The organism is Shewanella sp. SR1 (assembly GCF_020447145.1).
Taxonomy (GTDB): Bacteria; Pseudomonadota; Gammaproteobacteria; order Enterobacterales; family Shewanellaceae; genus Shewanella; species Shewanella baltica.
The window spans coordinates 162839-186773 of record NZ_JAJAEF010000003.1 but is presented as its reverse complement, the minus strand read 5'-3'; the positions used below and the strand labels follow the sequence as shown (position 1 = coordinate 186773).

Here is a 23935-nt window from a genome sequence, read left to right as displayed (position 1 = left end):
AGTCGTCATACATTTATTGAAAAGGTATGAGCAATGTCCAAGCTGTTGTTACTGTTAGCCCTGTTAATGGTGATTTTGATCATCAACGCCATCGCCTTGCTAGTATACCTTGTCAAAGGCGACACCTATGAAGTGCCAGTTAGCAAAAACATTGCTAGCCAAGATACTAAGCTTAAACAGCAAAAACAGTTAAAGGATTAATATGACTAGCTTAGGAATAGTATTAAACAAAGGTAACAAGCCGAATTCAATTAAATGGATATGCTGTGTATTCAGCAGTATTTTTTATGATTATTTAACTTTTCTATCAAAAAAAATTGAGTTCAGCAAAGCTTCATGCTTGAATACAAGCCTCTGAAACAAGGATGTTTTTATGCCACTAGATCTCTCTAATACCTTAGTCGTTGGTATTTCAGCCACGGCCTTATTCGATATGGCGGAATCTGATCAAATTTTCAGAAAAACCTTTGAATCAGATCCTGATACTGCCATTGAAAAATACCGCGAGTTTATGCTGGCACACGAAGATGAACCGCTAAAACCTGGGACCGGTTACCCTCTGATCAAAGCTTTACTTGGCCTTAATCAATATCAGCAGGGCAATAGCCCTCTTGTTGAAGTTGTAGTGATGTCACAAAACAGCCCAGATACCGGTCTTCGGGTGCTTAATACTATTCGCCACGACAAGCTCAACATTACCCGTTCAGCCTTTACCGCGGGCGAAACCGTAGCCGATTATCTCGATGCCTTTGATGTGGACCTGTTTCTCACCACCAATGTTAAAGATGCTCAGCAGGTGATTGATTCTAAGAACTGCGCCGCGGCAATATTAAAAGCGCCGCCAACGGATGCACCGGAAATACCAGAGGGTCAAGTCCGCATCGCCTTCGATGGTGATGCCGTATTGTTTTCCGATGAAAGTGAATTAGTTTACAAAACCCAAGGCATGGAAGCCTTTCATGCTCAAGAAGACGCAAAACAAAATATCCCAATGGCAGAGGGGCCTTACGCCAGTTTATTGCATAAGTTGTCTCGCTTGCAGGATAGATTACCCATTCGCGTTGAATACTCACCGATCCGCATTGCATTAGTCACTGCTCGTAATAGCCCTTCGGAGATGCGAGTAATTAAAACCTTAAGGCATTGGGGCGTGTATGTTGATGAAGCTTTTTTCTTAGGAGGAGTAGAGAAGACTAAAGTGTTAAAAGCCTTTCGGCCTCACATCTTCTTCGATGATCAGGACGTGCACCTTGATGCTGCTGCTAATTTAGTTCCTTCCGGAAAAGTCCCTTATCTAAGCGATTCAGCATTGTCTGAAAAGTTAGCAAGTGATCTCATATCAAAACACAGGGAGTAATTAATAATGGTTATGCCACATGGAAATATGGCTTGGCAGTGTGAGAACTGCGGTTGGAAAAAAGAGCAATACTGTAGATCTGATGTCATCATTGGGCCTCCACAAGAGTGCCCAGAATGTAAAAATACAAATTTTAAGTTTATAAAAATGCCTCAGTCATTGAACTATCAACGACTTGTTTAGCTTGCTGTCTCAAGATTGGTCTAAAACGGGCTTGATAGTTTAGAGTGAAAATGACATGGCATTTTACTGGTAAGCAATACATCATAGACAACAGCTATCACCTACTGTGAAATAACTACGTGTATAACCTTTTTTCAGTGTATTCAGGTGGCAAAAAAGCTCTTCTAGTAAAGGCGCCTAGAGTGCACTTAATGAATTTTGTAGAGATTCTATTGTTAAAGCTGTAATGGATTGAAAATACTAGCCCCTTTGATGAGTAGCAACCGAGAACAAGACAACAAAAAAATTTGGGCCGAGTACAATTATTGTTTTTTCCGAAAATAAATGGAAGTTTACTTGGCTATGTTAGTCAGTTTTTTAGGAAAATAAATGTGTAATAGTTTTACTGAATCGCGTGCTGAAACGAAGACATCTGCTAATTTTAAACAAAAAGAGAAACCATCAATACAGAGGGGTGAAGATCCTGAACCGAGTGTTGTCGATGTCTGGTATCCGATCTGTGTTTATACAGTAACTGTTCAATATAAATTACTCAGTGAATTAGGTGAGCTTTCACACTTTATCTTGAGTGTGATGGATTCACATAACTTAAATTTAACTCAGATTGAAGAGATCACCGATCTTAGTCAAGTACAATTATTCTCGGTGATTGAGCGACTAAAAGGTTTACAGCTACTTAATGAGGATGGCATAACAGCTAAAGGGAAAATGCTTGCCTATATATTACGCCATGTCCATGATAAAGAGTTGACCCTTGGACTCGATCGTCATTACCATCATTCATATAATGACATAGACATGTTGATTGTGCCTGGAGAATCATCTGAACTAAAGAATATTCCACAAAATGTGTTTGTTATCCCTGCGGTCCGTCAGGCTAGATATAACATGACTGAAGACTGTTTTGCCCAGGCTGCGCGTTTTCAAAGAAAACTGCCTGAGCTATTACCAAAATTAATTCCTGAATTTGAAACCTTGTTAAGCCAACTTGGTGAACGTTGGGGGCTTGAGTGGAATGTTACAATACGCCAGATTGATAAAAATAAAGGTCTATGTCAAAGCCTGCCCCTGAAAATGTATCTAAATATTAAAGAACAGGATAAGACTCATTTAATCTTATATACACCCGCATTAGTATTGAACACTCGGTTTACCCTGGCTGAAGGCTTTGACTGGGATGATAATTTAACTCCACCAGAAGACGTTTGCACGGTATATTCCGATGTTGATAAGCAAATTTACGAGCACAATAATGTTGTTGCTTCTTCAAACCCTGAGTTTACCTTGCAGGGTGAAACTTATTCACTCAACTTAGATGTTGCGAAGAACATGATCACATCAGGTTCGAGCCAGCTAAACACTGGTCATGAGCTGTTTTCACGAAACCATAGCTTCACTAAAGCCTGGCAGCTACATCAGTACACTTATCATGAGTTGATGGATAATTTGATTCACTCAGATTTAATCAGAGGATAGCGATGAAAACACTAGAGAAATATTCATCATTAACTGAGCATTTATTTAATGACAGCCGTGTTCAACGCTATGGAATGATGTTGGTTAAACATGGTCTAAAAGGGGCAGCGAAAAAAGTTAATCCAGCCCTGATGGTGATAGATGCCGGAATGGCGGTACTTGATGCTTGTAATAGCTATCTTAAATACGCCAAAGAGTGCGAAGTCACACGCCAAATTGTGGCTGAAAATAGATTAATTGAGGCACAGCTAAGTCAGCAACTTGAGATCCTGAAACTTGATCATAAACTGATGCTTGAAAGTAGCGAAATAAGATACCAGGCGTTAGCTAGAGCTGTTGCCGAAAGCTCGGTAGCAGTTATGCAAATGCAAAAGTCCATAAACCAATCGCTTAAGCACGCACATAAAATGCAACTTCTTGTCAGAGCCGAAAGAGAGAACGGTATATCTTTTGAACAGTTACAGGCGTTGCAAAAGCAACTAGATGAATTTATCCGTTCAGCCATGATGTGTGTCATGAGTGCAGTAGAAGATTAATGGAAGAAAAGAGAATAAAACAATGAAAAAAGTACCACCAATCCAAGGGCAACATATCCCACGCTCTAATCAATCGCGATCTAGCACGATGATTAAAAGCAATAATTCAAAAATTGATCTTAATGAGGTGCTTAGGAAGCTTGACGGTGCTCAACTAGTAGAGTTAGGCAGTAAGGTACTTGATACAGCCAAGAGTGGCATTGATCTATTTAAGGAAATTGAAAAAACCTCACAGATACGCGCTCAAATTTCACTGGATATGGAAAAAGTGGAAGCAGGCAAGCAAGCTGCTAACTTAGACTTTAAAATTAAAATGGCTGGATTTGATACCGAAGATAAAATTGACCAGCGCAGGCATTCAGAAAGAATACTTGAACTATCAGAGTTTGGTAAAAAGCAAAATGATGAAGATGGCCAAATTATGAAAATATTGGCGTTGGTGGAAACTGGGACAATTTCTGCCGAGCTGTTGGCAGAATTAATTAACCAAACTAAAAGTTGAGGGTTAAATGCCATTTCCATTATTTGCTGTTGCTGGGGCCGTTATGCTTACTGCAAGTGCAGTAGCTTGGTATTTTAACCAAAAAACAGATGAAGAAAAGCATCGTCAGGGAAGGGCTTATCAAGAGCGCGACAATATTCGGTCACGTTTTGAAAGTGCTGCGGAGCAAGAGTCAAGCTATTTTACTGAAGAGCAAATAAAACAAGCTGAACGAGATAAGACGCTGCTGTTAGCCGAAATTGAAAAGCTATCTGAAAAGATCACACCGATTTCAGAATCCTTGAGTGAATTATACAAAATTATCCAATCGGAAATTGCTGCTGAGACGACGAGTCCTTATCGTCGCTCTGCTTTATTAAGGGAGTATGCTCGGATACAGGATGCCCAAAAGCGCCTGATTGAGTACCGAAAATATTTAGAATTTGAAAAGAAACAAATTATTAATTATTGGCAACAGCAGAAATACGGGCAACTTATCGATTTAGATTTGGCGGATGCTTTGTTACCACTGGAATGGTTGTATGAAGGAAAGCTTGTCTTAGCTGAATTGTCCGATATTGGCAGGCAGCAACCCAAGTTTGAACATCGGTTGTTGTTTAATGGAAACCGGGAGCAACAACAAGCGCTAGCGATAGGCTACGGTGATGACTTCCCAATTTTAGTTGTTCGTGAAGGCAACAAAAAAGACGGCGCATTTTTTGGGTGCGTCGCGAAGGGTCTGTGCTTTCACGATCATATTCGCTCAAATACGCCTGCGTATATGGTTGTAGAACGATATTTAGCCAAAGATAAATCCTATTTAGGAACCCTGTTTGATGGGTTGATAAAAGTTCAGTTACCAGAAATGGCTCTGTTACATCCTTCTTTGAAGTGTATCTCAGGTCAAAAGCTGCCCGTGTTTTTTGATTCGTTTGATTCTACTCTCTCATGTAATCCTGCTGGAAAGCCAAATCAAAGAGGCCGAATGCCTTTACCGACAGTTAGTGCCAAGCCTCCTGCTTTTCTTGGGCAAGATCATCTTGAGCTATACATTGAGGTGGAGGAACAACAATTAGAGTGCATTACTGATGAGCTGTTTTACTCTGAGCAAAGCCAATGGACTTTAATCGGTCATGACTTTGAAACTAATGAAGTGGTTCTTGGCAAAGCGAGTGTTCAATTAAGTTGTGTGCCAACAGCTACAAGTGATGGTTTAAGTGTTATTAAGGCGTCTCAACATAAAACTACACAGATCGGTGTTGACCTACCTTTCGACTTTATTCTGGCGTCAAAAGAGATCGAACCAAATAAATATTTTAGCTGGTCCTATGGTTTAGAGCAGTTGTATACCTTTGTGAGTCAGGCACTAATCGATAAAAACTCAACCCAAGAGCGACTACAACAAGTCGAATTTTTTAAGCGCTGGCAGAGAGTTGTTGATTATCAGAGAAAAGTTGAGAGTGAAAGAACTGTCGAATTTGATGTTACTCCGGAGTTGGTGGAAAACAGCAGTTATATTTTGAGGATCTCGAAAGAATCGATACAGCAAGCGTACATCGATGAAAGTTCGGTTACTTCATTTATCAAAGATATTGAGATGGATGAGTACCTTTCTTTAAATCGATCTTTTCGCTTGCAGATTTGGGACGAAGAACGAGGCGGCTATCTACCCGCTATTGATCGTAATAAAATATACGATAGTGAAATATCTGTTACTCCCGAACAGTCTGTCGAAATAAGAGCTACTTTGTTCAAGTTTAATAATATCAACCTAGAACAAAAACAAAAGTTCAAGTTTTCTATCTCCAAACCCAATAGCGCGTTACAAAGGCAGCAACAAGCGCTGGATGCTTTATTTGAGGACAGATTAGTTGAATTACGCCTTAAAGACATATTTTTATCTCCATCAAGCTATAAGCCAGAATATATAGCACATTGGAAAAATAAAGATATTGAATGGCGGGACTCACTAAGGCCAAGCCAGCAGGAGGTTGTAAAAACAGCCCTGTCGGCAAAACATATAGCGATGATTCAGGGGCCTCCGGGCACAGGGAAAACAACTACTATCGTTGAGATGTTGTATCAACTTATCTCTCACAATCCTCATCAGCGTATTTTGGTTGTCTCACAGCAAAATACTGCAGTAGATAATGCCATTATAAAATTTAAGAAAAAATATCCAGAACTGATTGCTGACGGGGTGAATATTGTTCGAATCGGCAATCCAGGAAAGCTTGATGATGAAATCAAGGAAGATCATTTTGGCAGACTCTATGATGAGTTTTTGTCAAATAAACTGGACACTATAAGCAGCAAAGTGCATTTACTAGAAGATACCGTTAGAAATGCAACCTATGAATGGGCCGCGTTGCTAAAAGAAATGCAAGCTAAGTCAAGTAGCAATAAGGTTTCAGATGAATTTTTTACAACCATGCTAGCAGACAAAAATTTGATTGGCGCAACCTGTGTTGGCCTGGCGGCAAGGAAAGCGGGTCTGGACCATTTAGAGTTTGATGTTGTTATTGTTGACGAAGCCGGTCGCGCAACGGTCCCAGAGCTGCTAATTCCCTTGCTACGTTCAAAAAAGGCTATTTTGATTGGGGATCATCATCAATTACCACCGAGTATTTCACCTGTTCTTAGGGATGATTCGGCAAAAGAAGAGCTCGAGTTTCTGAAAGAAACTTTCCTAGAAAGCAGTTTTTTTGAGGTGTTATTTGAGCAACTCCCAAACGATTGCACTGCTTCATTGCAAGAGCAGTTCAGAATGGCGTCTCCTATCGGAGATCTCGTTGCTGAGCTGTTCTACACAACGAACGGTGAACGTCGTCTTTTCAATGGTGCTGTTGATGCGAGTAACACAAGTGATTTTGTACATCCTGCTTGTTTAATTTGGCAGGATGTCAGGGGTGAGCAGAATAGGCCGCATAATTCTACCAGTATAGAAAATCACGATGAAGCGATTGCAATTCGAGATTTTTTGCGTCAAATAGCCGGTAAACAAAAAGTACCTATAGACGTTGCAGTCATAACACCTTACGGTGCGCAAAAAAGGAAAATACGTCAGTTGTTAACTAAAGATGGTGAGAGTCAAAATTTGATTCACCTTGGTAATCTTAAAATAAAAGTTGATACTGTGGATAGTTTTCAGGGCAGTGAAGCTGAATTAGTTTGCTATTCGACTGTCAGGACTTATGGGGCGCTACAATTTTTGTTAGATCGAAAACGTTTGAACGTTGCTTGCTCAAGGGCTAAGCAAAATTTGGTATTTTTCGGCCACAGTCAGTTTTTAAAAAATTGGAATCCTAACAACGGAGAAATAAATTTATTTTCGGAGATACTCAAAAGAACAAAGTTGATTAGCATTGATATAAATACCAGGAAAAAAATATAGCATAATGCTAATCTCCCCTTCCATAAACCAAGCATGACAAGGACAGCTACTTGGTTTATTATTTTTTAGCTTAAGAAAACCTCTGTGGCAAATGATTAACCACGAATTAATATGATTTAAACTGGTACATGTTATGGTTCTACGGGTTCAAGCTTCATCGCTTAGTGTATGAATGTTCTGATCTAATCCCATCGGACACTTAATCTTGAGAAGTATGGTCAATAAATTAAGAGGTCAGGTATTCCACTGTGACTGAGGCTTGAAACACGATTGAATTTTTAAAGTGACTCAGCCTACAAGGAAGTTTTTGAAGCAAGATGTGATGGCTTACATGAAATATTACAACTTGGGGTGACTTCATTCTGCTAATGATGATCTGTTATCTGTAGAGTTTAAAAATTCTCAACTTAAAGTGTACAAAGCGGTGTGCCTATCCTGGTGGTGGTCAGCGTCACAAACGGCAAAAGCTTCTTGTGCCAACATGTTTGGCACAAAACGGGCACAAATTATAAAAAATGCCAAATTTTCAAGTTACTGCGATAAATGTGGGTTAAGCAATCGAGGTATAATCAGAGAGCTAAGGAGGAGGGCATGTTTGAATGTCACTGCAAAAAAATGTGTTTAGGCACGAAAGTTTTACATTAGGCACAAATAAAAATTGAGAATCTTAATGGAAGATTATAGTAAATTGAAGTTTTATAGGGAGTTAAAGCAAGAAATGGTACACCCGAGTGGACTCGAACCACCGACCCCTACCATGTCAAGGTAGTGCTCTAACCAACTGAGCTACGGGTGCACTGTTTGAATTTCACTTTTTATACTCTGTGAAGAGAGTGGTACACCCGAGTGGACTCGAACCACCGACCCCTACCATGTCAAGGTAGTGCTCTAACCAACTGAGCTACGGGTGTATCGTAAATTTTAACTTGCTATTCAAAAGCGTTGCGCCTTGGAACGAGCGCTATATTAGGGGCATAGCGCAGAGCTGGCAAGCAAAAAAATCAAATTTGTAGTCAAATGGTGAATTGCTGTGCAACTTGTCCAGTGTTTCAGCAAAGTCGCTGATAAAACCGCAGTTTCTTATCCGTTTATACCAATCGTATAAAATATCTGCTCATTCAGCGGGAGTTCAACGCGCTTTAGACAAGGCGAAGGCTAGGGCATAGTGGTGCTCTGTCTAAAGCCTTAAACGCAGTATAAAGCGCGTTGCCATGCCGTTAACATCAGCCGGCCTTCGGGAGCCACACAGGCATCCCACTCCGGTGTTGCATTGACTTAAAAGGGAATGACCACTTCTGCGTCAATGCGCCTTGGATTGAGATGCCTGTGAGGCTCTGAACTGATTGTGATTGGTATTAGAGAAGGCATCGAAATCAAACTGATAAACAAAACGGCGAGCATCGATGCTCGCCGTTAATGCTATCAATGATGCACACTATCACCATCGATGAGGCTCAAATGCACGCCATGTTTTTGGATATAACGCAGTCGAATGAAAAATAGCAGCGCCGCCGAGGTGAGACCTGCAATCAATCCGGCCCAGAAACCATGGGCGCCCATGGCAGGAACGATATGATCCGTATAAGCCAAGGTATAACCGAGTGACATCCCTATGCCCCAATAGGAAAACAGCGTGATATAAAAGGCACTGCGGGTATCTTTATAACCACGTAGGGCTCCGGCGGCAACCACTTGGACTGAATCCGATAATTGATACAGTGCCGCCATTAACATCAAGCTGCCGGCTAAAGCGACAACTTCAGGATCACCATTATAAAGCTCTGCAATCTGGAATCTAAATATGACGGTCAAGACTGCAGTTGATAATGCAAGGGACAGCGCCAGCCATAAACCTACTTTGGTAACCACTGCGGAAATATCGGCGCGATCACGGCCTAAGTAGTAACCAATTCGAATCGATACCGCGATACCAATAGATAACGGCAGCATAAATACGATGGCAGAAAAGTTCAGTGCTATCTGGTGACTTGCCACCACAGTTGCGCCTAATGGGGCGAGTAACAGCGCGATAATGGCAAATAAACTCACTTCAAAAAACAGCGCCATTGCTATCGGCATGCCGAGTTTGGTCATTTTTTTCATCGTTTCAAAGTCAGGACGATGAAATTTACTGAAAGGAGCCAAGGCCGCGAATTTCTTATGCAGCTGCATATAAATCGTCATGGCAATCAGCATGGCCCAAAAAACCAAGGCAGTGGCAATACCGCAGCCAGCGCCACCCATCGGAGGTACGCCAAAGTGTCCGTAAATAAAGATGTAGTTGGCGGGGATGTTCACTGCTAAGCCGACAAAGCCAATGACCATAGTCGGTAACGTGTAAGAAATCCCTTCACTACAGCCGCGCAGCACTTGATAAAGCACAAATGCGGGCGCACCCCATAAAATACCGTCGAGATATCCAATGGTTAAGCGGTATAATTCGGGTTCTAAATCCATATGGCCAAGCACAAAGGGCGCTGATGCGAGGAAAATCATCACGCCAATGCCACCAATGATGGCAAGATAGGCACCTTGAAAGGCCAAAGGTTGGATGGCTTTTTGATTATTCGCTCCATTGTAGTGGGCAAATAAAGGCGTAAAAGCCATCAGCAAACCTTGGACAAACAGAATAGCGGGTAACCAAAGGCTAGTGCCGACCGCCACAGCGGCCATATCAACCGCGCTAACACGGCCCGCCATAACGGTATCAATAAAGCCCATCATGGTCTGAGTGACCTGAGCTATTAGCACCGGCAGCGCCAATTGGATTAAACGTTTGGCTTGATAGCCTGAATTATTCATAAATACAGCCTTTAACGATTAAGCGAGCAGAAAATGTTTACAGGTATAGTTCAAGCCACCTGCGAGGTGGTTGCAATACATAAGAAAGATGGCCTAAATACCCTTGAGGTAGCGTTCGAACCTGATTTGCATGAGGGACTTGCGATTGGTGCAAGTGTGGCAAATAACGGGGTATGTCTTACTGTGACTCAGGTCGTTGATGATAGGGTATTTTTCGACGTAGTGGAAGAGACCTTGCGACTGACGAATCTGGCTAATTTGTCTATAGGTCAAAGCGTTAATGTTGAGCGTTCGTTGACTTTTGGTAGTGAAATTGGTGGTCACATTCTCTCTGGCCATATTCATACCAAGGCTAAAGTCGTCGATATTAGCCATACAGAACAGCATTATGATCTGACACTGGGCATTGAGCCTAAATGGATGGATTACATTTTTTATAAAGGTTTTGCTGGCGTTAACGGCTGCAGCTTAACGGTAGGCGAGGTGAGTGACTCCGGCTTTAAGTTGCACTTAATTCCTGAAACCCTAAAGCTGACCAATTTAAGTCAGTATAAAGTGGGTGATGAACTTAATATTGAGATCGACAGCCAAACGCAAGTTATCGTCGACACAGTCGAGCGCGTGCTGGCCAGGCGTTTTAACGAACAAGCACGTTAGTCTCGTGACATCGCAGCCTTTAGTGCAATCTCGTTTAATAGATTTGCTCGTCGTCTGAATCGATATACAGCTCAACGGTACGTCTCAATTCGTCGATATGTAAGCGTAAGTGAATGGGATTACAACAAATTCGGCAATCATCGTAATAATCTTGATCTCCGCAGCTGGCATCGATACTGATATCTTGATGGTGCCCGCAGTGGGGACAAGCAATAACTTTGTTCATGACTCTCATGGTGTAACTCCTTATAGCTAATAGAAGAAAGCCACAATAGAGCAGAGCCCCAATAGAATAGAGCGAATCACTCAGTTCAATCAGTACATCTCACACTTAGTTCGTTCATCGCACCTATTGTTGTGCGCGTTGGTCATGTTCAAACCTGAGTGCTGTTTATGCGCGTCCTATTCGAGTGCTTCTATTTAAGTGCTTCCTATTTGAGTATACAGCAGAGTGCAGTGCGCTGACTTAGACGAAGTCGGTCTCAAAACGCAGCATGATAGACCTTCTGGTTAAATGCTTTGCTTAGTGGATCAATAACCCTTTTAGCATTTAGTCCTTAACCGTGACTAACCCTTCCATTTCGCTGCTGTGTAACACGCCATCGCGGGCATTTTGGGTAATATTCAGCGTTAAACGCTGCATCTGTAGCTCAAGCTCACTTTTAATATCAACGAGTAATACTTGAGTATCGATCTGAGGTTCGTTTGTACTTATATGCTGCGGTTCAGGTAAAGCGGCGGCTGTGTTCGTGAGTGCTACAGCCAGTAGAATGCAGTTCAACATATCAACTCCCTTGTCATGTTTTCAGTGATGGCTAATAAACTGGCGCCAGAATAGGGGAGTTAGATGACCGCTAAGTTACCAAGACACTGCAAAATCATGAATTTGCTTTTTGCTTTCAATCCCAATTCTGGCCAATATGCTTGCGCCTTTTAGCTACAATCCCTTAGAATAAACGCCCTGCTACGCAAGGCGGCTAAGACTCCTGTACTGTCTTAACCTAGCGAGCATTTCTCTTACATTAACTAAAACCAAGTGGCCCTACGTGTGGGTCACCACTGGAAAGGACATTTCATGCCTGTAATTACACTTCCCGATGGTAGCAAACGCGAGTTTGCTCATGCTGTATCGACCCTCGATGTTGCCGCCGATATTGGCCCAGGTTTAGCGAAAGCTTGTATCGCTGGCCGCGTTAATGGCGAATTAAAAGATGCTTGCGATCTCATTGAAACCGATGCAGAACTATCAATCATTACCGCCAAAGACGAAGAAGGTGTTGAAATTCTTCGCCATTCTTGCGCGCATTTGTTAGGTCACGCGATTAAGCAAATGTGGCCAGAAACCAAGATGGCGATTGGTCCTGTTATTGATAACGGCTTCTACTATGATATCGACCTTGAGCATAAGTTGACTCAAGATGACATCGATGCCTTAGAAAAGCGCATGCTTCAACTGGCCAAAACTAACTATGACGTAGTTAAACGTGTAGTTAGCTGGCAAGAAGCGCGCGATACATTCGCGGCGCGTGGCGAAGATTATAAGATTGCCATTCTGGATGAAAACATCAGCAAAGACGCGACGCCTGCGCTGTATCATCACGAAGAATACACTGATATGTGTCGTGGACCGCACGTACCTAACATGCGTTTCTGCCAACATTTCAAATTAATGAGCATTGCTGGCGCTTACTGGCGTGGTAACTCAGAAAACAAGATGTTGCAACGTATCTATGGTACTGCTTGGGCTGACAAAAAAGCCTTGAGCACACACTTAACCCGTCTTGAAGAAGCGGCTAAGCGTGACCACCGTAAAATCGGCAAGCAGCTCGACTTGTATCACATGCAAGAAGAAGCACCAGGTATGGTGTTCTGGCATAACGACGGTTGGAGCATCTTCCTCGAATTAGAAAGATTCATTCGCCGTAAGTTAAACCAATACACTTACCAAGAAGTAAAAGGTCCATTAATGATGGACCGCGTGTTGTGGGAACGTTCTGGTCACTGGGATAAATACTCAGAAGCCATGTTCACGACCAGCAGTGAAAACCGCGAATATGCAATCAAGCCAATGAACTGCCCAGGCCACGTGCAGATCTTCAACCAAGGGTTGAAATCTTACCGCGACCTGCCATTACGTATGGCTGAATTTGGTTGCTGTCACCGTAATGAACCTTCTGGTTCGTTACACGGATTAATGCGCGTACGTGGCTTTACCCAAGACGACGCCCATATTTTCTGTACTGACAGCCAAGTTCAAGAGGAAGTGAGTGCTTGTATCCAGATGGTTTACGATACATACGCCACCTTCGGCTTTGAAAATATCGTGGTAAAACTGTCGACTCGCCCAGAAAAACGTATCGGTGACGATGCGATGTGGGACAGAGCGGAAGAAGCGCTTAAGCAAGCTCTGCGTGACAATAATATTGAATTCACCATTTTGCCAGGTGAAGGCGCGTTCTACGGACCAAAAATCGAATTTACTTTACACGATTGTTTGGACCGTGCGTGGCAATGTGGTACTGTGCAGCTCGATTATGCGTTGCCAAGCCGTCTTGGTGCAACTTACGTTGCCGAAGATAATAGCCGTCAGACCCCAGTGATGATCCATCGTGCCATTTTAGGCTCTTTGGAACGATTCTTGGGTATCTTGATAGAAGAATATGCAGGACGTTTCCCAACTTGGTTAGCCCCAATGCAAGTTGTCGTGATGAATATCACTGATAAACAGGCTGATTATGTTGAAGAAGTCGTAAAATTCTTCAAAGAACAAGGTATTCGAGCGTCTTTTGACTTGAGGAATGAGAAAATAGGCTTTAAAATACGCGAACACACCTTAAGGCGTGTCCCTTATTTGTTGGTCGTTGGCGATCAAGAAATGGAAAATAAGGAAGTAGCGGTGCGTACCCGTGATGGTATCGATTTAGGTAAGATGCGACTTGAAGATTTCGCCACTAAAATCCATCAACAGATTTCGCTCCGTAGTCTCAAATTGTTGGAGGAATAGGTCATAAAGATCAAAAAAACAGCAGGGCGTCAGCCGGCCCCTAATAGAATCAATGAAGAAATAACAGGTGTACCTGAAGTACGCTTAACTGGCATTGATGGTGAAGCTATTGGTGTGGTAAGCATCAGAGATGCTCAGAATTTGGCAGATGAAGCAGGTGTAGACCTGGTAGAAATCAGCCCAAATGCTGAACCTCCAGTATGTCGCATTATGGACTACGGTAAGTTCCTTTTTGATAAGGCTAAGTCAGCCAAGGAACAAAAGAAGAAGCAAAAGCAGGTTCAGGTTAAGGAAATTAAATTCCGTCCTGGAACTGACGAAAACGACTATCAGGTAAAACTACGCAACCTGATACGTTTTCTGGAAGACGGGGACAAAGCGAAGATTACGCTACGTTTCCGAGGTCGCGAAATGGCACACCAAAACCTGGGTATGGATCTATTGAACCGTATCAAGGCTGATTTGGACGAGTATGCGGTTGTTGAATCTTTCCCGAAAATGGAAGGTCGACAAGCAATTATGGTGCTAGCGCCTAAAAAGAAATAAGTAGGGCAAAACTTAAAGTAGCAAAGGCCTATGGCCTTTGCTCGCCTTGCTTTTTATTAAACATCCCAATGCGGAGTTTTAGAAATGCCTAAAATGAAAACAGACAAGGGTGTAGCGAAGCGTTTTAAGAAAACCGCTAATGGTTTCAAGCGCAAGCAAGCACACTTACGTCACATTTTGACGAAAAAAAGCACTAAACGTAAACGTCACTTACGTGCCAAATGTTTAGTATCAAAAGCTGACGTTCCAGCAATCGCGCGTCAATTACCTTACGCTTAATTTAGGAGTTTAGAAAATGCCAAGAGTTAAGCGTGGTGTAACCGCTCGTGCTCGTCACAAGAAAGTTTTAAAACTAGCTAAAGGTTATTATGGCGCTCGTAGCCGTACTTACCGTGTTGCTGTTCAAGCAGTAACTAAAGCTGGTCAATATGCTTATCGTGACCGTCGTCAGAAAAAACGTCAATTCCGTCAACTTTGGATTGCACGTATTAATGCTGCCGCTCGTCAAAATGGTCTGTCTTACAGCCGTTTCATCAACGGTCTGAAAAAGGCGTCTATCGAAATCGATCGTAAGATTTTGGCTGACATCGCTGTATTCGACAAAGTTGTATTTGCAACTTTAGTTGAAAAAGCAAAAGAAGCGTTAAACTAAGAAATTAGTTTGTTGCTGTAGAGAAGGGACCATTTGGTCCCTTTTTTTGTGCGCCATTTTTGACTTAACCCAATGATGTTATTTACCTAAACACTTATAAGCGCTCATCTAAAAGCATCGTGAAGCAAAGACACTAACACGCGTGAACAGTGCTAATTGGTAAGCCCGCAAAAAAATTTGCTATCTCTTAACGATTTTGGGCTAAAAAAATAGCAGGCTTAGCCTGCTATTCGTTGAAAAATCGAGTCTAGTTACTTTTTAGCGTCTAAATAACGCTCAGCATCGAGTGCGGCCATACAGCCTGTGCCCGCAGAAGTAATCGCTTGACGATAATGTTGGTCCATCACATCACCACAAGCATAAACACCTTCGATACTGGTTTGCGTGGCGTTACCTTGCAAACCGCTCTGTACTTTTAAATAACCGTGGTTCATTTCCAACTGGCCTTCAAAAATACCGGTATTAGGACTGTGACCAATGGCGACGAACACACCAGCAACGGCTAAGTCAGTAATAGAGCCATCTTTGGTGCTCTTCATCTTCAGGCCGTTCACCCCCATAGCATCACCAACCACTTCATCCATGGTTTGATCTAAGTGAAGGATGATGTTGCCATTAGCAACTTTGTCCATCAGACGGTCGATCAGAATTTTTTCTGAGCGGAAGGTGTCACGACGGTGGATCAGATGCACTTCAGCGGCAATATTGCTTAAGTACAATGCTTCTTCAACGGCAGTGTTACCGCCACCGATCACAGCGACCTTTTGATTGCGATAGAAGAAACCATCACAGGTCGCACAGGCTGATACACCGCGGCCCTTGAATGCTTCTTCTGACTCTAATCCTAAGTAACGGGCAGAAGCGCCAGTTGCGATGATCAGCGCATCACAGGTGTACTCACCGTTATCGCCTTTCAAACGGAAAGGGCGCTCAGTTAGAGTCACTTCGTTGATGTGATCGAACAAGATTTCAGTATCGAACTTTTCAGCATGCTTCTGCATACGTTCCATCAGCGCTGGACCGGTTAAGTCATCCGCGTCACCTGGCCAGTTTTCAACTTCAGTCGTAGTGGTTAATTGACCACCTTGCTGCATACCTGTGATCATCACAGGTTTTAAATTAGCACGCGCAGCATAAACGGCTGCGGTATATCCTGCTGGGCCTGAACCCAAAATCAATAAGTTACAATGTCTGACCTGGCTCATTTTTATCTCCGTGCCTTTAGCAAATTGCAAGGATTGTAGGGAATTTACCTGTGGGGGTAAAGTGTTGGAGGGCGATTCTTTTAGATTGCGCTAATCGAGTCAGTGCGCTTTGGTATTCAGAGTGTCAGTTTTACTTTACTGCGGCGAAATAAACAGCTTGAGAGGGCATCACTAGCGAAAGCACGGGACAAGTTTGGATACGGGAGATTATCGATTCGCATGCTTGAGCTTTGGTTCTAGCCAATAAAAAATCGGCCTCAACAGAGTCAAGGCCGATTTGGATCATTTGCTAGGTAAAGCAAACGCAATGTTACATCGAAAGCTTAAACTACCTAAAAGCTTATGCTAGTAATGCAACTGGAGAGGTGAACGCTAAGTTCAGGGCGTGAGCCACTTCCTTACAGACTACTTTACCGTGCATCACGTTTAAGCCATTGAGTAAGTGCTTGTCTTGCAACAGCGCTTCTTTATAGCCTAAGTTAGCTAACTTAAGAATATACGGTAGCGTTGCATTGTTAAGTGCGAAAGTTGAAGTACGAGCAACCGCACCTGGCATGTTCGCCACACAGTAATGCACAACATCATCAACGATATAAGTTGGATCTTGGTGAGTGGTTGCGTGTGAAGTTTCAACACAACCGCCTTGATCGATTGCTACGTCAACGATGGCACTGCCCGGCTTCATACGTGAAATCATGCTACGGGTAACCAATTTGGGTGCCGCAGCACCTGGGATCAGTACGCCACCGATCACAAGATCGGCTTCAATAACATGACGTTCAATTGCATCAGCAGTAGAGTAAATGGCTTTTACGGCAGAGCCGAATTGCACATTTAAGCGACGCAGTGCATCAATGCTACGGTCAAGTACAACCACATCAGCACCCATGCCAACCGCCATTTGTGCAGCGTTAGTACCGACCATACCGCCGCCAATGATAACGACTTTAGCCGGTTCAACCCCTGGAACGCCGCCCAGTAACATACCGCGACCACCAGAAGATTTCTCTAATGCCATAGCGCCAGCTTGGATGGACATACGGCCAGCAACTTCTGACATTGGGGCAAGTAAGGGCAGGCCACCACGGTCGTCAGTCACAGTTTCGTAAGCGATACATACGGCACCACTTTTAATTAAATCTTCAGTTTGCGGTAAATCTGGCGCAAGATGCAGATAAGTAAATAAAATCTGATCGTGACGCAACATAGCGCGTTCAACTGCTTGAGGCTCTTTTACTTTTACAATCATCTGCGCTTTAGAGAAAACTTCAGCAGCAGTCGCTAAAATTGTGGCGCCAGCATCAATATAATCTTGATCTGAAAAACCAATACCTGTGCCAGCATTTGTTTCTACAAAAACTTCGTGACCTTTGATCGCTAACTCGCGAACACTAGAAGGAACCATACCGACACGATATTCGTGGTTTTTAATTTCCTTGGGAACACCAATAATCATCTTTGAGCCTCAATTGCCTGAAAACCCACTTTTAATGGGCATAATTGTTATTTTATCGTGACCTGAACGTGATTAATTCAGGGATATCTAGTATAGTATCGGCGACGCAGTTTATGCTGCTGAACTTTCGGCATACGTAGAATAAAATGTTGTTTTAGTGATAAAGCAAGGTTAAATAAATGGCATATAATAAAAAGAGTCCTGTAAAAGACTTGGATCGCATCGATCGCAACATTCTTAACGAATTACAACTTGATGGCCGCATTTCTAATGTGGAATTATCAAAAAGAGTCGGACTTAGTCCAACTCCGTGTTTAGAAAGAGTGAAACGACTCGAAAAGCAAGGTTATATCAATGGCTATACCGCATTGGTCAATCCTCATTTCCTGGGTGCATCCCTACTGGTATTCGTGGAAATCACCTTAAGCCGTGATACTCCCGAAGTGTTTGATAAGTTTAACCGTGCAGTGCAGTTACTCGACGACATTCAAGAATGTCATCTGGTTTCAGGCGATTTTGACTACTTACTGAAAACTCGTGTTTCAGATATGTCGGCTTATCGTCGCTTGTTAGGTGAAACCTTGTTGAAATTACCTTCTGTTTCCGACACGCGCACTTATGTCGTGATGGAAGAGGTTAAACACACCAGTCGCGTAGCGATAAATCATCTACTCTCAGATATCTAAATTACCCTGATTGTTTGGTTTTACAATAAGGGGCTTAGGCCCCTTATTTATTGTTCAAGTCAGCACAACTATCCCGTTTAACACCTACGACGACTAACCTTGTTATAGCCCTTAAGTTCGCCAACTTAGGGGCTTATTTTTGTGGCATTTTTAAGCAGAGTTGTTAACGGAAGTGTTTGTGTAATAACTCATTCCTCTCCAAAAGCACACTTAAACACCCCAATAGGTTAATTTTTGCCAATCATGGCCAATTCTGCACAGAAAAACAGGCTAATGTGCTCCACATTTAGTGGGATTCTGGTATCGTTAGGCCACCTGTTTTCACTTTTTATGGATTACGTCGTTTGTCTCAAGGAAATAGTGTACGCACGCTCACTGGCCTGCAACGTCTGCTGGAAGGCGGACTCATCATTTGTTGTGTCCTCGCCACTTATATTTTACTCGCATTGACGAGTTTTAGTCCGTCTGATCCTGGTTGGAGTCAGTCGCATTTTCAAGGCGATATTAAAAACTGGACCGGAGCAGTAGGGGCTTGGATAGCCGATATTCTGTTATATTTCTTCGGCGTCACGGCTTACATCATGCCAATCATTGTCGCGTCGACCGGCTGGCTGCTGTTCAAACGCGCCCATCATTTGCTCGAAGTTGATTACTTTTCAGTGGCCCTGAGATTGATTGGATTTTTGCTGATCATCCTTGGGTTTTCTGCATTAGCGAGTATGAACGCCAACAACATCTACGAGTTTTCGGCAGGCGGAGTGGCGGGCGATGTGATCGGCCAAGCCATGCTGCCGTATTTCAACAAACTCGGCACCACCTTATTGCTGCTGTGCTTCTTAGGTTCTGGCTTTACCCTGTTGACGGGGATCAGCTGGCTGACCGTGGTCGAGAAAATCGGCTTAATCTCTATTTGGATTTATAAGAAACTTAAATTATTACCGCAAGCGATGAAACGTGAGCGTGAAACCGAAGATACCCGTGGTTTTATGTCTGTGGTTGATAAGTTTAAACAGCGCCGCGAATCACAATACGTGCTTGAGAAGCCGCCAGTCTTTGCAACGCCAAAGGTGCGTGAACGTCATATTGGCCGCAGAGCCGAAATAACCCCAACCCTGTCTACTGCCGCAGATGATGGGTTTATTACCGAAAGCATTAATACTGACGAAATTGCACCACAAAAAACCAAGCTATCGGCCCTTGCAAAAATTTTGAGTTTGAATGGCAGTAAAAGCAAAAATGCACAAAGGGTTGAGCCTCAAATCGATCAAGAGGATTTTGCCGCCCATGGCAATTTTGAAGCGCCACCTTGGTTAGCCGAACCTCAACATGCAAGAAATGATGAGCAAGAAAGAGCCGACTTCAATTCGCATTCATTCGATCACGACGACAATGAGCCTGTGTTTAACAGCCAAATCTTGACGGAAGATGACGATGAAAGCTTAGGTTTTACCGATGATGACGTCATTGATTTTGATACAAAAGCCTCAACAGGCGCCGTGAATCAAGCCCAGCGTAAAAAGCAGGATCAAAAAGCGAAGATTGTAGATGGCATTGTGGTGTTACCGGGACAAGAAGATAAACCCGCGCCGAAAAAACCAATGGACCCGTTACCCAGCATCAATTTGCTTGATGTGCCAGATCGTAAGAAAAACCCGATTAGCCCTGAAGAGTTAGATCAAGTCGCTCGTCTAGTTGAAGTGAAGTTAGCCGATTTCAACATCATCGCCAATGTGGTGGGTGTGTATCCAGGGCCTGTGATCACGCGCTTCGAATTAGAATTAGCGCCTGGCGTTAAAGCGTCAAAAATCTCTAATCTGTCGAAGGATTTAGCCCGTTCACTGCTGGCTGAAAGTGTGCGCGTGGTTGAAGTTATCCCGGGCAAGGCTTATGTCGGACTCGAGCTGCCGAATAAATTCCGTGAAACCGTGTTTATGCGCGATGTGTTAGATTGCGCCGCCTTTACCGACAGCAAATCCAACTTAACTATGGTGTTAGGTCAAGATATTGCCGGCGACCCAGTCGTGGTTGACCTTGGAAAAATGCCACATTTGTTAGTTGCTGGTACCACAGGTTCAGGTAAGTCTGTGGGCGTAAACGTGATGATCACCAGCTTACTGTACAAGTCTGGCCCAGAAGATGTGCGCTTTATCATGATCGACCCAAAGATGTTGGAACTGTCTGTCTATGAAGGCATTCCGCATTTGCTCTGTGAAGTGGTTACCGATATGAAAGAGGCCGCCAATGCACTGCGTTGGTGTGTGGGCGAGATGGAACGTCGCTACAAGCTAATGTCTATGATGGGCGTGCGTAACATCAAGGGCTATAACGCCAAAATTGCCGAAGCGAAAGCCAATGGCGAAGTGATTTTAGATCCTATGTGGAAGTCATCCGACAGCATGGAGCCTGAAGCGCCTGCGTTAGATAAGCTGCCATCGATTGTTGTCGTGGTCGATGAATTTGCTGACATGATGATGATTGTCGGTAAGAAAGTTGAAGAGTTGATTGCCCGTATCGCGCAAAAGGCCCGCGCTGCAGGCATACATTTGATTCTGGCAACCCAAAGACCGTCAGTGGATGTGATTACTGGCTTGATTAAAGCTAACATTCCGACACGTATGGCGTTCCAAGTGTCATCGCGTATCGATTCGCGCACCATTTTAGATCAACAGGGTGCTGAAACCTTACTCGGTATGGGGGATATGTTGTTCTTGCCACCGGGTACTGCGGTTCCAAACCGTGTCCATGGCGCCTTTGTTGACGATCATGAAGTTCACCGCGTCGTTGCCGATTGGTGCGCCCGTGGTAAACCGCAATATATCGATGAAATTCTCAATGGTGCCAGCGATGGTGAGCAAGTCTTACTACCGGGTGAAACTGCAGAAACCGATGAAGAATATGATCCACTCTACGATGAAGCCGTCGCCTTTGTGACTGAAACCCGTCGCGGCTCGATTTCAAGCGTACAGCGTAAATTTAAGATTGGTTATAACCGTGCAGCGCGCATTATTGAACAGATGGAAGCCCAAGGTATCGTTTCGGCTCAAGGCCACAACGGTAACCGTGAGGTCTTAGCGCCGCCGGCACCAAAACATTATTAAGCCGCGCTGAGGCGTGGCTTTGATACACCCAAAGGTTTTACAGGGTAAGGAATAAAATGAAAAAACGATTATGCGCTGTGTTGTTAGCTTCACCTTTACTATTTAGCGCGACTGTGTTTGCCGATGATGCGCAGCAGTTAAGAGACAAGTTGATTGGTACTGCTTCACTAAAAGCCGATTTCAAACAAACCGTGACTGACGTCAATAAAAAGGTCATTCAGACGGGTTCTGGTATCTTTGCCTTGGCGTATCCAAATCAGTTTTATTGGCATTTAACTCAACCCGATGAATCGCAAATTGTCGCCGATGGTAAAGATTTATGGATTTACAATCCCTTCGCCGAAGAAGTGGTCATCATGGATTTTGCTGAAGCCATTAATGCTTCGCCTATTGCTTTGTTAGTCCACCGCGACGATGCCACTTGGTCACAGTATTCAGTGACCAAGCAACAAGACTGCTATGAGATCAAACCTAAAGCGATTGATTCGGGCATATTGTCCGTCAAGGTGTGTTTCAAAAATGCCCAGTTAGCCAACTTTAATGTTGCCGATGACAAAGGTAACTTGAGCCAATTTGATTTGAGCAATCAGCAAGCGATTACTGATAAAGACAAAGCGCTGTTCAGCTTTGTGCTGCCTGACAATGTCGATGTCGATGTTGATGATCAACGTCGTAAAACAGCGCACTAGGCGATAGCGTGAGCAGTTTATCCTTTAATTTCGCCCCCGACTTTCGTCCCTTGGCCGCACGTATGCGGCCAAGAACGATCGCTGAGTACATAGGCCAAGCCCATTTACTGGGTGAAGGCCAGCCGCTACGCAAAGCATTGGAAGCGGGGCGCGCCCATTCCATGATGTTGTGGGGGCCGCCGGGCACAGGTAAAACGACCTTAGCCGAATTAATTGCACATTATTCAAATGCGCACGTTGAACGCATCTCTGCGGTCACCTCTGGCGTCAAAGATATTCGCGCGGCGATTGAGCAAGCGAAAGCCGTGGCTGAATCCCGTGGTCAACGCACGTTATTGTTTGTCGATGAAGTCCACCGATTCAATAAGAGCCAGCAGGATGCATTTCTGCCATTTATTGAAGATGGCACTGTGATTTTTATCGGTGCGACCACTGAAAACCCATCCTTTGAAATCAACAATGCGCTGCTCTCGCGGGCACGGGTTTATCTTATCAAGCGCTTAAGCCATGATGAGATCGCCCACATAGTGACTCAAGCCTTAAGCGATACCGAGCGAGGCTTAGGCCAACGCCAATTTGTGATGCCAACCGATGTGCTCACCACACTGGCGCAACTTTGTGATGGTGATGCCCGTAAAGCGTTAAATCTAATTGAGTTGATGAGTGATATGCTCATCGACGGTGGCACCTTTACCACTGATATGTTGATCCAAGTGGCGGGGCACCAAGTTGCCGGATTCGATAAGAACGGCGATCAGTTTTACGATTTAATCTCAGCCGTCCATAAATCAATCCGCGGTTCAGCACCCGATGCGGCGCTGTATTGGTTTTGTCGAATATTAGAAGGCGGCGGCGATCCGCTGTATGTCGCAAGGCGCTTACTGGCAATTGCCTCTGAAGATGTCGGCAATGCCGATCCTGCGGCGATGACCATAGCGCTTAATGCCTGGGATTGTTTTCACCGTGTTGGCCCAGCCGAAGGTGAACGAGCAATAGCACAAGCCATTGTTTATCTTGCCAGCGCGCCTAAGAGTAATGCTGTCTATACCGCATTTAAGGCCGCGCGTGAGTTAGCTCGCGATACTGGGCAAGTCGAAGTGCCGCACCATTTACGCAATGCACCGACTCAGTTAATGAAAGACATTGGCATGGGAGCAGGGTATCGATATGCCCACGATGAAGCCAATGCCTATGCCAGTGGTGAAAATTATTTCCCCGAATCCCTGCAAACAGCGCAGTTTTATTTTCCGACTGAGCGAGGGTTCGAGAAGCGAATCAAAGATAAGTTGGCGCAATTAGCCCTGTTAGATCAAGCCAGCGAGCACAAAAGATATGAATAATCTCTTACTTGTGGCGCTAGGTGGTTCAATTGGGGCTGTTTTTCGCTATCTTATTTCAATATTCATGATCCAAGTATTTGGCAGCAGTTTTCCTTTTGGTACACTGTTGGTTAATGTCCTCGGTTCATTTTTAATGGGCGTAATTTACGCACTGGGGCAAATGAGTCATATCAGCCCAGAACTCAAAGCGCTGATCGGTATCGGCCTGTTGGGCGCTTTGACAACGTTTTCGACTTTCTCTAATGAAACCTTATTGCTGTTGCAAGAAGGGGATTGGCTGAAGGCGACTTTGAATGTGGTGTTGAATCTAAGTCTATGTTTATTTATGGTGTACTTAGGTCAGCAACTGGTTTTTTCTCGCATTTAACTATTA

At 43.7% G+C, this 23935-nt stretch carries 21 protein-coding genes, 2 tRNA genes and 1 pseudogene; 17 read left to right on the top strand and 7 right to left on the bottom strand.

The window, feature by feature from the left end:
• Positions 1-33 precede the first annotated feature (33 nt).
• The 7 genes and pseudogenes from KV201_RS04285 to KV201_RS04255 form a co-directional block, all read left to right on the top strand.
• Complete coding sequence (locus tag KV201_RS04285; protein ID WP_226058604.1) at positions 34-201, top strand: hypothetical protein; 168 nt, start codon at positions 34-36, stop codon at positions 199-201.
• Positions 202-373: 172 nt separating this feature from the next.
• Complete coding sequence (locus KV201_RS04280) at positions 374-1357, top strand: 5'-nucleotidase (RefSeq protein WP_226058603.1); 984 nt, start codon at positions 374-376, stop codon at positions 1355-1357.
• Positions 1358-1909: 552 nt separating this feature from the next.
• Entirely contained in the window at positions 1910-3016 is a 1107-nt protein-coding gene (locus KV201_RS04275; protein ID WP_226058602.1) for a hypothetical protein, read from the top strand.
• 2 nt (positions 3017-3018) lie between these two features.
• A complete protein-coding gene (locus tag KV201_RS04270; protein ID WP_226058601.1) occupies positions 3019-3552 on the top strand; it encodes a hypothetical protein in 534 nt (177 codons plus the stop codon).
• 22 nt (positions 3553-3574) lie between these two features.
• Positions 3575-4054 carry a hypothetical protein gene (locus KV201_RS04265; RefSeq protein WP_226058600.1) on the top strand — a complete coding sequence of 160 codons (480 nt, stop codon included), beginning with the start codon at positions 3575-3577 and terminating at the stop codon, positions 4052-4054.
• 7 nt (positions 4055-4061) lie between these two features.
• Positions 4062-7427, top strand: a complete 3366-nt coding sequence (locus KV201_RS04260; protein WP_226058599.1) for a DEAD/DEAH box helicase — start codon at positions 4062-4064, stop codon at positions 7425-7427.
• Positions 7428-7686: 259 nt separating this feature from the next.
• Positions 7687-7842 (top strand): annotated as a pseudogene (locus KV201_RS04255) (IS3 family transposase); the annotation flags it as partial.
• Between the two features lie 304 nt (positions 7843-8146).
• Here KV201_RS04255 and KV201_RS04250 read toward each other — a convergent pair.
• The 3 genes from KV201_RS04250 to KV201_RS04240 all read right to left on the bottom strand — a co-directional run bounded on the left by KV201_RS04250 (position 8147) and on the right by KV201_RS04240 (position 10229).
• Positions 8147-8223 (bottom strand) — tRNA-Val (locus KV201_RS04250).
• A 38-nt stretch (positions 8224-8261) separates the two neighbouring features.
• Positions 8262-8338 (bottom strand) — tRNA-Val (locus tag KV201_RS04245).
• A gap of 511 nt (positions 8339-8849) precedes the next feature.
• Positions 8850-10229: an MATE family efflux transporter gene (locus KV201_RS04240; RefSeq protein ID WP_006081659.1), complete on the bottom strand. Its 1380-nt coding sequence runs from the start codon at positions 10227-10229 to the stop codon at positions 8850-8852.
• A gap of 33 nt (positions 10230-10262) precedes the next feature.
• Between KV201_RS04240 and KV201_RS04235 the strand changes: the two genes are divergently transcribed.
• A complete protein-coding gene (locus KV201_RS04235; protein WP_226058598.1) occupies positions 10263-10886 on the top strand; it encodes a riboflavin synthase subunit alpha in 624 nt (207 codons plus the stop codon).
• Between the two features lie 34 nt (positions 10887-10920).
• Here the strand turns inward: KV201_RS04235 and KV201_RS04230 are convergent, their stop codons facing one another.
• Positions 10921-11121 carry a CPXCG motif-containing cysteine-rich protein gene (locus KV201_RS04230; RefSeq protein WP_006087488.1) on the bottom strand — a complete coding sequence of 67 codons (201 nt, stop codon included), beginning with the start codon at positions 11119-11121 and terminating at the stop codon, positions 10921-10923.
• A gap of 315 nt (positions 11122-11436) precedes the next feature.
• Positions 11437-11670, bottom strand: a complete 234-nt coding sequence (locus KV201_RS04225; RefSeq protein ID WP_226058597.1) for a hypothetical protein — start codon at positions 11668-11670, stop codon at positions 11437-11439.
• A 291-nt stretch (positions 11671-11961) separates the two neighbouring features.
• Between KV201_RS04225 and thrS the strand changes: the two genes are divergently transcribed.
• The 4 genes from thrS to rplT all read left to right on the top strand — a co-directional run bounded on the left by thrS (position 11962) and on the right by rplT (position 15088).
• A complete protein-coding gene (gene thrS / locus KV201_RS04220) occupies positions 11962-13890 on the top strand; it encodes a threonine--tRNA ligase (RefSeq protein WP_011846833.1) in 1929 nt (642 codons plus the stop codon).
• Positions 13891-13893: 3 nt separating this feature from the next.
• The gene (gene infC, locus KV201_RS04215) at positions 13894-14436 is read left to right on the top strand and encodes a translation initiation factor IF-3 (protein ID WP_012089240.1); all 543 of its coding nucleotides are present in this window, start codon (positions 13894-13896) and stop codon (positions 14434-14436) included.
• An 84-nt stretch (positions 14437-14520) separates the two neighbouring features.
• Complete coding sequence (gene rpmI, locus KV201_RS04210) at positions 14521-14715, top strand: 50S ribosomal protein L35 (RefSeq protein WP_006081653.1); 195 nt, start codon at positions 14521-14523, stop codon at positions 14713-14715.
• A 16-nt stretch (positions 14716-14731) separates the two neighbouring features.
• Complete coding sequence (gene rplT / locus KV201_RS04205; protein ID WP_006081652.1) at positions 14732-15088, top strand: 50S ribosomal protein L20; 357 nt, start codon at positions 14732-14734, stop codon at positions 15086-15088.
• A 251-nt stretch (positions 15089-15339) separates the two neighbouring features.
• On the opposite strand, the gene trxB is transcribed toward rplT, so the two are convergent.
• Positions 15340-16293 (bottom strand): thioredoxin-disulfide reductase, encoded by a 954-nt coding sequence (gene trxB, locus KV201_RS04200; RefSeq protein ID WP_011846834.1) that lies wholly within the window; start codon positions 16291-16293, stop codon positions 15340-15342.
• A 340-nt stretch (positions 16294-16633) separates the two neighbouring features.
• Positions 16634-17749, bottom strand: coding sequence for an alanine dehydrogenase (gene ald / locus KV201_RS04195; RefSeq protein ID WP_226058596.1), 1116 nt, complete (start codon positions 17747-17749; stop codon positions 16634-16636).
• Positions 17750-17928: 179 nt separating this feature from the next.
• Between ald and lrp the strand changes: the two genes are divergently transcribed.
• The 5 genes from lrp to crcB all read left to right on the top strand — a co-directional run bounded on the left by lrp (position 17929) and on the right by crcB (position 23929).
• Positions 17929-18435, top strand: coding sequence for a leucine-responsive transcriptional regulator Lrp (gene lrp, locus KV201_RS04190; protein ID WP_006081649.1), 507 nt, complete (start codon positions 17929-17931; stop codon positions 18433-18435).
• Positions 18436-18779: 344 nt separating this feature from the next.
• Positions 18780-21533 (top strand): DNA translocase FtsK, encoded by a 2754-nt coding sequence (locus tag KV201_RS04185; RefSeq protein ID WP_226058595.1) that lies wholly within the window; start codon positions 18780-18782, stop codon positions 21531-21533.
• Between the two features lie 56 nt (positions 21534-21589).
• Entirely contained in the window at positions 21590-22222 is a 633-nt protein-coding gene (lolA, locus tag KV201_RS04180) for an outer membrane lipoprotein chaperone LolA (RefSeq protein ID WP_226058594.1), read from the top strand.
• An 8-nt stretch (positions 22223-22230) separates the two neighbouring features.
• Positions 22231-23562 carry a replication-associated recombination protein A gene (locus tag KV201_RS04175; protein ID WP_226058593.1) on the top strand — a complete coding sequence of 444 codons (1332 nt, stop codon included), beginning with the start codon at positions 22231-22233 and terminating at the stop codon, positions 23560-23562.
• Positions 23555-23929, top strand: a complete 375-nt coding sequence (gene crcB / locus KV201_RS04170; RefSeq protein ID WP_006081645.1) for a fluoride efflux transporter CrcB — start codon at positions 23555-23557, stop codon at positions 23927-23929. The genes KV201_RS04175 and crcB overlap by 8 nt, the downstream gene beginning before the upstream one ends.
• Positions 23930-23935 lie beyond the last annotated feature (6 nt).

Bases quoted from the DNA above. Each gene is read 5' to 3' on its own strand.
- KV201_RS04280 (WP_226058603.1), top strand. From the start codon at position 374: ATGCCACTAGATCTCTCTAATACCTTAGTCGTTGGTATTTCAGCCACG.
- lolA (WP_226058594.1), top strand. From the start codon at position 21,590: ATGAAAAAACGATTATGCGCTGTGTTGTTAGCTTCACCTTTACTATTT.
- trxB (WP_011846834.1), bottom strand. From the start codon at position 16,293: ATGAGCCAGGTCAGACATTGTAACTTATTGATTTTGGGTTCAGGCCCA.
- KV201_RS04230 (WP_006087488.1), bottom strand. From the start codon at position 11,121: ATGAGAGTCATGAACAAAGTTATTGCTTGTCCCCACTGCGGGCACCAT.
- thrS (WP_011846833.1), top strand. From the start codon at position 11,962: ATGCCTGTAATTACACTTCCCGATGGTAGCAAACGCGAGTTTGCTCAT.
- KV201_RS04240 (WP_006081659.1), bottom strand. From the start codon at position 10,229: ATGAATAATTCAGGCTATCAAGCCAAACGTTTAATCCAATTGGCGCTG.
- KV201_RS04270 (WP_226058601.1), top strand. From the start codon at position 3,019: ATGAAAACACTAGAGAAATATTCATCATTAACTGAGCATTTATTTAAT.
- KV201_RS04265 (WP_226058600.1), top strand. From the start codon at position 3,575: ATGAAAAAAGTACCACCAATCCAAGGGCAACATATCCCACGCTCTAAT.
- rplT (WP_006081652.1), top strand. From the start codon at position 14,732: ATGCCAAGAGTTAAGCGTGGTGTAACCGCTCGTGCTCGTCACAAGAAA.
- KV201_RS04260 (WP_226058599.1), top strand. From the start codon at position 4,062: ATGCCATTTCCATTATTTGCTGTTGCTGGGGCCGTTATGCTTACTGCA.
- lrp (WP_006081649.1), top strand. From the start codon at position 17,929: ATGGCATATAATAAAAAGAGTCCTGTAAAAGACTTGGATCGCATCGAT.
- KV201_RS04235 (WP_226058598.1), top strand. From the start codon at position 10,263: ATGTTTACAGGTATAGTTCAAGCCACCTGCGAGGTGGTTGCAATACAT.
- KV201_RS04285 (WP_226058604.1), top strand. From the start codon at position 34: ATGTCCAAGCTGTTGTTACTGTTAGCCCTGTTAATGGTGATTTTGATC.
- KV201_RS04275 (WP_226058602.1), top strand. From the start codon at position 1,910: ATGTGTAATAGTTTTACTGAATCGCGTGCTGAAACGAAGACATCTGCT.
- crcB (WP_006081645.1), top strand. From the start codon at position 23,555: ATGAATAATCTCTTACTTGTGGCGCTAGGTGGTTCAATTGGGGCTGTT.
- rpmI (WP_006081653.1), top strand. From the start codon at position 14,521: ATGCCTAAAATGAAAACAGACAAGGGTGTAGCGAAGCGTTTTAAGAAA.
- KV201_RS04225 (WP_226058597.1), bottom strand. From the start codon at position 11,670: ATGTTGAACTGCATTCTACTGGCTGTAGCACTCACGAACACAGCCGCC.
- ald (WP_226058596.1), bottom strand. From the start codon at position 17,749: ATGATTATTGGTGTTCCCAAGGAAATTAAAAACCACGAATATCGTGTC.